Annotated in this window: 5 protein-coding genes and 1 pseudogene; all 6 read left to right on the top strand. The window is 28.9% G+C overall.

Annotation, left to right across the window (positions count from 1 at the left end):
• The first annotated feature begins 68 nt into the window (after positions 1-68).
• Positions 69-2,150: an elongation factor G gene (gene fusA / locus HMPREF9129_RS07660; protein ID WP_004822220.1), complete on the top strand. Its 2,082-nt coding sequence runs from the start codon at positions 69-71 to the stop codon at positions 2,148-2,150.
• Between the two features lie 164 nt (positions 2,151-2,314).
• Positions 2,315-2,467 (top strand): hypothetical protein, encoded by a 153-nt coding sequence (locus HMPREF9129_RS11470; RefSeq protein WP_004822217.1) that lies wholly within the window; start codon positions 2,315-2,317, stop codon positions 2,465-2,467.
• Positions 2,460-3,250, top strand: a pseudogene (locus HMPREF9129_RS12855) (ABC transporter transmembrane domain-containing protein); the annotation flags it as partial. The gene HMPREF9129_RS11470 and the pseudogene HMPREF9129_RS12855, both read left to right, overlap by 8 nt.
• 96 nt (positions 3,251-3,346) lie before the next feature.
• A complete protein-coding gene (locus tag HMPREF9129_RS12850; RefSeq protein WP_370882812.1) occupies positions 3,347-4,171 on the top strand; it encodes an ATP-binding cassette domain-containing protein in 825 nt (274 codons plus the stop codon).
• A complete protein-coding gene (locus HMPREF9129_RS07650; RefSeq protein ID WP_004822210.1) occupies positions 4,168-5,814 on the top strand; it encodes an ABC transporter ATP-binding protein in 1,647 nt (548 codons plus the stop codon). Before HMPREF9129_RS12850 ends, HMPREF9129_RS07650 begins: the two co-directional genes overlap by 4 nt.
• Positions 5,815-5,829: 15 nt before the next feature.
• Positions 5,830-6,672, top strand: a complete 843-nt coding sequence (locus HMPREF9129_RS07645; protein WP_004822207.1) for a MarR family transcriptional regulator — start codon at positions 5,830-5,832, stop codon at positions 6,670-6,672.
• Positions 6,673-6,951 lie beyond the last annotated feature (279 nt).

Raw genomic sequence — 6,951 nt, 5'->3', positions numbered from 1 at the left:
CATATAAAAAATCATAAATTTATGATATAATGTCATGGTAAAACGATTTCAAATATAGGAGGATAGATATGAAAGTATATAAAACTGAACAGGTTAGAAATTTAGCATTAGTTGGGCATAGTGGAAGCGGTAAGACAAATTTGACAGAAGCTATGTTATTTCAAAGTGGTGCTACTAAAAAATTAGGAAGTGTTTCAGAAAAAAACACAGTAAGTGATTTTTCTAAAGAAGAAATGGAAAGAGGCACTTCAATAGGAACATCAATAATACCTGTTGAATGGAGAAATACAAAAGTAAATATCATTGACACTCCCGGATATCTTGACTTTATAGGAGAAGCTTATGGGGCGTTAAGAGCTTCAGAAGCAGCTCTTATGGTTATAGATGCAACTTCTGGAATTGAAGTTGGAACAGAGAGAATGTGGAAATATACTGAAAAAATAGGGCTTCCAAGAATAATATTCATTAATAAAATAGATGGGGAAAACGTAAATTTCAGAAGGATTATGGAAGAGCTTGAAGACAGATTTGGGAAAAAAGTAATTCCTTTCTCAGTACCTATAGGAGAAGGTGAAAACTTTATAGGAGTTACAGACGTTATCTATCAAAAAGGATTCAAGTATAAAAATGGAGCTCCTGAAGAAATAGAACTCACTCATGACCAAGTAAAAGCTACTGAAAGAATGTATGAAGAAATAGCAGAAGTAGTTGCAAGTTCTGATGAAGTTTTAATGGAAAAGTATTTCTCTGGAGAAAAATTCAGTAGAGATGATTTATTAAGAGGTGTTACAACTGCGCTATTAGAAGGGGATGCAGTTCCGCTATTAGTTGGTTCTGGAGAAAAGGGAATAGGAATAGACATTCTTTTAAATACTATAATAAATTATATGCCTGCTCCAGATGATGAAAGAGCTCATCTAGGATTTAGACACGTTGAAGGGGAAGAAAGAACCGTATCAGATAAAGAACCTTTCTCAGCAGGTGTAATAAAAACTATAACTGATCCATTTGTTGGAAAGATAACAATATTTAAGGTTATTTCAGGAAAGTTAACAAAAGATACTTTATTGTATAATTCAACAAGAGAACAAAATGAAAAATTGGGTGGATTGTATTTGGTAAGAGGAAAGACTCAAAGTGAAATATCAGAAGTTTATGCAGGGGACATAGGGGCTACTACTAAACTTGCTCATACAGAGACAGGAGACACTCTTTGCGATAAAAATCATATTGTAAAATTTAAGTCTACTAAATTCCCGCAACCTGTTCTTTACTATGCAATAGAAGCTAAGACAAAAGGTGATGAAGAAAAACTTTCAACTTCTTTGAGAAAATTAAAAGAAGAGGATCCATCAATAGTTATTGAAAGAAATCCTGAAACTAAACAATTGACAATTGGTGGTCAAGGTAAAGTTCAATTAGATGTAATACTTGAAAAATTAAAGAATACATTTGGAGTTGAAGTAAATATAATTCCGTTCATAATACCATATAGAGAAACAATAAAGGGAACTGCATCAGTTCAAGGTAAACATAAGAAACAATCCGGTGGTGCAGGACAATATGGAGATGTTTGGATTAGATTTGAACCTTCTGATGAAGATTTTATATTTGATGAAGAAGTATTTGGTGGAGCAGTTCCTAAGAATTACTTCCCAGCAGTTGAAAAGGGAATTATAGAATCTAAAGAACATGGTGTGCTTGCAGGATATCCTGTGACAAACTTTAAAGCTGTCTTATATGATGGTTCATATCACGATGTAGACTCAAATGAAGTTTCATTTAAGTTGGCAGCTAACATAGCATTTAAAAAAGGTATGGAAGAAGCAAAACCGGTTTTATTAGAGCCAATTGTAAAAGTTGAAGTTGTTGTTCCTGACACATATCTTGGAGATGTAATGGGAGACATGAACAAGAGACGTGGTAGAATACTTGGAATGGACCAACAAAGTGATGGTACACAACTGTTAATTGCAGAAGCACCACAAGCTGAAATGTTTGAATATTCAATCGATCTTAGAGCGTTGACACAAGGTAGAGGTATATTCACTATGGAATTTACAAGATATGAAGAAGTTCCTTCTAACATTGCAGAAAAAGTTATAGCTGAAGCAAAAGCTAAAAAGAAGCTAAATAAATTTGATATTTAAGATAAAGAACTGACTCAAGTAGTTAGTTCTTTTTTTAGTTAGATTATAAATTTAAAGATTAAACGATATTTAGTATCAAAATTACTTGCTGATTAAATATTTTTTGTTATAATTAGGTTATGTGAAAAATAGGTTCTGTCTACCCGACAGAGAGGAGAAAAAAATTGAAACCTATTTTTTTAAGTGGAACACTTCTTTTAAAAAATGAAAGAAAATTTTGGTGTCGAATTAAAATTTTTGCACCAAATATTTTTTATGAAGAAAGTATAAGATACAATCTAATTTCGGAGTTAAAGACGGAGGTAGCTGATGATTAATAAAAAGTTACTGAAGCTTATGGAAAAAGAGAAAGTATATATACTTTATTTAATTATGCTAAAAATTGTTGCGCTATTATTGAATGTTGGAATGATATATTGTATAGCAAATTCAGTTACTAGTGTGATTAATTTAAATATCATTGAGTATAAATTAATAGCTGTATTAGGGGTGATTTTATTACTCCAAATAGGTGTAATTAGGCTAATTAGTGCTATTTCTAATGAATTATCATGTAAGGTAAAAGAAAAAATAAGAATTAAATTATTTGACAAGGTTTACAGCTATGGAATGAGATATTCAAAGAATTTTAATATAGCTGAAATTTCTCAATTGTCAGTGAATGGGATTGAAAATTTAGAAGTTTATTTTAGTTCATTCATTCCTCAACTGGTGTATTCAATAGTATCTCCGATAATATTGTTTTGTTTTTATTAAATATAAATAAGGTAATAGCTATAGTTTTAATTGTATTAGTTCCGTTAATTCCAATGGCAATTATACTTGTTCAAAAATTAGCTAAGAAAATAAATTCACAATATTGGGGAAGTTATGTTGACTTATCTGAGGTGTTTGTAGATTTTTTAGAAGGTCTTACGACACTTATAATATTTAATGCAGATGAAGCACAAAACAAAAAATTAAATAAATATGCTGAAGAATTTAGAATAAAAACTATGAAAGTATTGAGTATGCAACTTAATAACATAACAGTTCTGGATATAATAGCCTATTCAGGAGCTGTTCTAGGTATATTATTTAGTGCTTATTACTATGATTTAGGGGAAATAAATATTCAGCAAGTTTTAGTAGTTATTTTAATTTCTTCTGAATTTTTCTTACCACTTAGATTATTAGGTTCTTTCTTTCATATAGCTATGAATGGAATGGGGGCAGTGGACCATCTATTTAGAGTTATGGAAACTAAAGAAGAACTTAAAGGAAATGAGTATATAGATACTAAAACACCGAGTATAGTGATGAATAATATCGGCTTTTCATACGATGGTATTAGACAAGTTCTAAATAATATAAATATGGATTTTAAATTTGGAACATTAAATTATTTGGTCGGAAAATCTGGTTGTGGTAAGTCGACAGTAGCAGCATTACTTATGAACTCAATAATTCCAAATACTGGAGAAATAAGTTATGGTGGTAAAACAAATTTAAAGGAAGAAGAAATTTTAAAAAATGCTACATTGGTTACGAATAACCCATATCTATTTAAAGGTACATTAAGATACAATTTGCAAATGGGAAATGAAGATATTAAAGAATCTGAAATGTGGAGTATATTGGAAAAGTTAAGTCTTAAAGATTACTTTATTTCTGAAAATGGTCTAGATACTTTGATATCGGAACAAGGAAATAATTTTTCGGGAGGTCAAAGACAAAGAATAGCTATAGCAAGAGCTATACTAAAAAATTCTCCAATTTATATTTTCGATGAAGCGACTTCAAACATAGATGCTGAGAGCGAGGATATAATTATGCAATTTATTGAAGAGTTGAAGAAAAATAAGTTGATAATTATAATATCCCATCGTTTAAAACATTCTGTTAGTGCAGATTGTATTTATTATATGGAAAATTCTGAGGTTAAAGAAAAAGGCACTTTCAAAGAATTAATTGAGTTGAATGGTAATTTTTCAAAACTCTATAATTCTCAAGTGGCGCTTGAAAATTGGAGGATTAAATGAAAAAATTACAAGAGTATTTGATATTAGTGAAAAAGTTAATTGTGCTTGTAAAGCCATTAACAGGAGTAATGGTACTTGCAATTTTATTCGGAAGTTTAGGGCATATAATTGCAACAGCAATTCCATTTGTTGGCGGCTATGGAATTATAAAAGTAAAGGAAATGGAATTTGGAATAAAAAACTTGGTAATAATTTTATTTACTTTTGCTATTTTAAGGTCTTTGTTGAGGTATTTTGAACAACTATGTAATCATTATGTTGCATTTAAAGTTTTAGAAATTATAAGAGATAAAATTTTTAAAGCACTTAGAAAATTAGCACCTGCAAAAATGGAAGGCATAGATAGCGGAGAAATGGTATCTATAATCACCTCTGATATAGAATTACTAGAAGTATTTTATGCACACACTATATCTCCAGTTTTAATAGCTTTTATTCACACTATATTTTATACAATAGTTTTATCGAAATTTAATATTATATATTCTTTTATATTATTAATTTTTCACATTATAATGGCTATATTAATTCCGATAATAACATCTAATAGAGCTAGGAATATTGGAGATGTTCAGAGAAAAGCAGTAAGTGATTTGAATTCATCAATAATGGATACTTTTTATGGAATAGGAGAATCAACTCAATATTTCACAGGTTCTAATAGAAGAGATGAGATGATATTGAAGACAAAAAAGTTAAATAGAGCTTCAAAAGAGTTGAGTAAAATATATGGTGAGAATTTAGGATTATCAAGCTCGGTTATTATGTTTGGAAATATTATTTTTATGGTTACAGCACTTTATTTATATAAAAATAAAAATGTTGATTTAGTAGCAATGGTAGTTCCGATGATAATATTTATGAGCTCATTTGGGCCTGTATCGGCATTATCTAATTTGGCAAATAATTTACTTACTACTTTTGCCTGCGGTAAGAGAGTTATAAATTTATTAGAAGAAGAGCCTATGGTTGAATCGAACAGCCGAGGCAAAAATATAGAATTTAATGATTTATCAGTTGAAGGCATATCTTTTTCTTATAAAGATGAGAAAGTTTTAGATAATTTTAATTTAGAATTAAAAAAAGGTGATATATTAGGGCTTTCAGGTAAAAGTGGATGCGGTAAATCTACGGTATTAAAGTTGATAATGAGATTTTATGATTCTAAATTTGGAAAGATACTAGAAAATGGGATAGACATAAAGGATATTAATACTGAAAGTTTGAGAAAAAATCATACGTATATAACTCAAAGTACACACTTATTTAAAGGTACTATAGCTGATAACTTGAGAATAGCAAAGCAGGATGCGACTGACGATGAAATTTTAGAAGCGTGTAAAAAAGCTTCTGTACATGATTTTATAAAAGATTTACCAAATGGTTATGATACAGAAGTTGAGGTTTTAGGAAGCTCTCTTTCAACAGGAGAGAAACAGAGAATTTCAATAGCAAGAGGATTTTTACATGGCGGGAAATTGATGTTGTTAGATGAACCAACTTCAAATATAGACAGTTTGAATGAAGGGATAATTTTAAAATCCCTTTGGGAAGAGACAAAGGATAAAGCAGTTATAATAGTAAGTCATAAATTGTCTACTCTTAGAATTGCGAATAGAATACAGAAAATGGCAAGAGATTAAATTTTAGAGGTTGATATGGGAAATTTAGAGATTACAAACATACAAAAATTATATCTTTTACATTTAAAAAATAATGAAAAAGAAAATAACATTACTTCTGTAGCTAGAGCCTTTTCTTGTACTAAACCTAATTCAAAAAATATATTAGATAATATGATTAAAGAGGGTCTTTTATATAGAGAAGTAAACAAATACAAGCTTACAAAAATTGGAGAAAGTATTGCGCAAGAACTAGACGAAAATAGATTTGCTATAGAATTGTTTTTAAATAGAGGACTTCAATTTTCTTTAGAAGAGAGCGAGAAAATTTCATATGCACTACTTGCAAGCTCATTAGAGAGCTTTAATAAGAAGATAGTAAATAAAGCTAGTATATTAAATGGATTTAAGAAAAATGGTAATGTAGATTATAAAGATTTAATCAATGTATTTCCAAGTGGAGAGTATAGGGCTATGCTCTCCATACAGAAATATAAATTAGATGAAAGAGAATCTTTTAATCCTCTATCAATGGCTATGATGGGATTTGAAGATGAAGCAACAATAATAGTGTCACATGAATCATTTATTACGTTAAAACCTAAATCAATAAAAAGACCTATACAAGGATATACCAAAACTGGGATCGCGACTGAACTATATTATACGCTTAAAGGTGAAGAACATATAATTGAGTATAAAAACAAAAAATTTTACATACCAATCAATATATTTAAAGAATGGCATTTAATGGGAGGTCATATTTTAAAGTCATCTATAAATTTAAATTTAAATTCAAAAATAGGAATTAGCAAAATTCATAAAGAAAAAGCTAATTTTATAATAATAATTGATCTATTAAATTTAGAATTAAATTAATATAGTTTATGTTAACTCTTATTAACAAAGAAATAAGGACGATTTTAAATTAAAAACAACTATAATTTAGGCTTTGTAAAAGTTAGATTAAAAATAAGAGCATAAAAATTTAAAGAAAGTTAATGTAAGTTAACTTTCTTTTTTATGGGAAAGTATTTAAAAGTTTGAGCAGGAAGTTTATTCTTTAAAAGTAAATGAATGATATTTATTATCAAAAGGGTAGATAGAATCAAAAATTAAATATGGGAGGGATATATGATTAAAAAAATGTATGTTTTT

The organism is Peptoniphilus indolicus ATCC 29427, from assembly GCF_000227315.1.
In the GTDB taxonomy this organism is placed as follows: domain Bacteria; phylum Bacillota; class Clostridia; order Tissierellales; family Peptoniphilaceae; genus Peptoniphilus; species Peptoniphilus indolicus.
The sequence above is the reverse complement of the archived record's forward strand: the minus strand, read 5'-3'. Positions and strand labels throughout refer to the sequence as shown.

What these genes read in the sequence shown, in the direction of transcription:
- HMPREF9129_RS12850 (WP_370882812.1), top strand. Translation starts at nt 3,347, where the DNA reads ATGAATGGAATGGGGGCAGTGGACCATCTATTTAGAGTTATGGAAACT.
- fusA (WP_004822220.1), top strand. Translation starts at nt 69, where the DNA reads ATGAAAGTATATAAAACTGAACAGGTTAGAAATTTAGCATTAGTTGGG.
- HMPREF9129_RS07650 (WP_004822210.1), top strand. Translation starts at nt 4,168, where the DNA reads ATGAAAAAATTACAAGAGTATTTGATATTAGTGAAAAAGTTAATTGTG.
- HMPREF9129_RS07645 (WP_004822207.1), top strand. Translation starts at nt 5,830, where the DNA reads ATGGGAAATTTAGAGATTACAAACATACAAAAATTATATCTTTTACAT.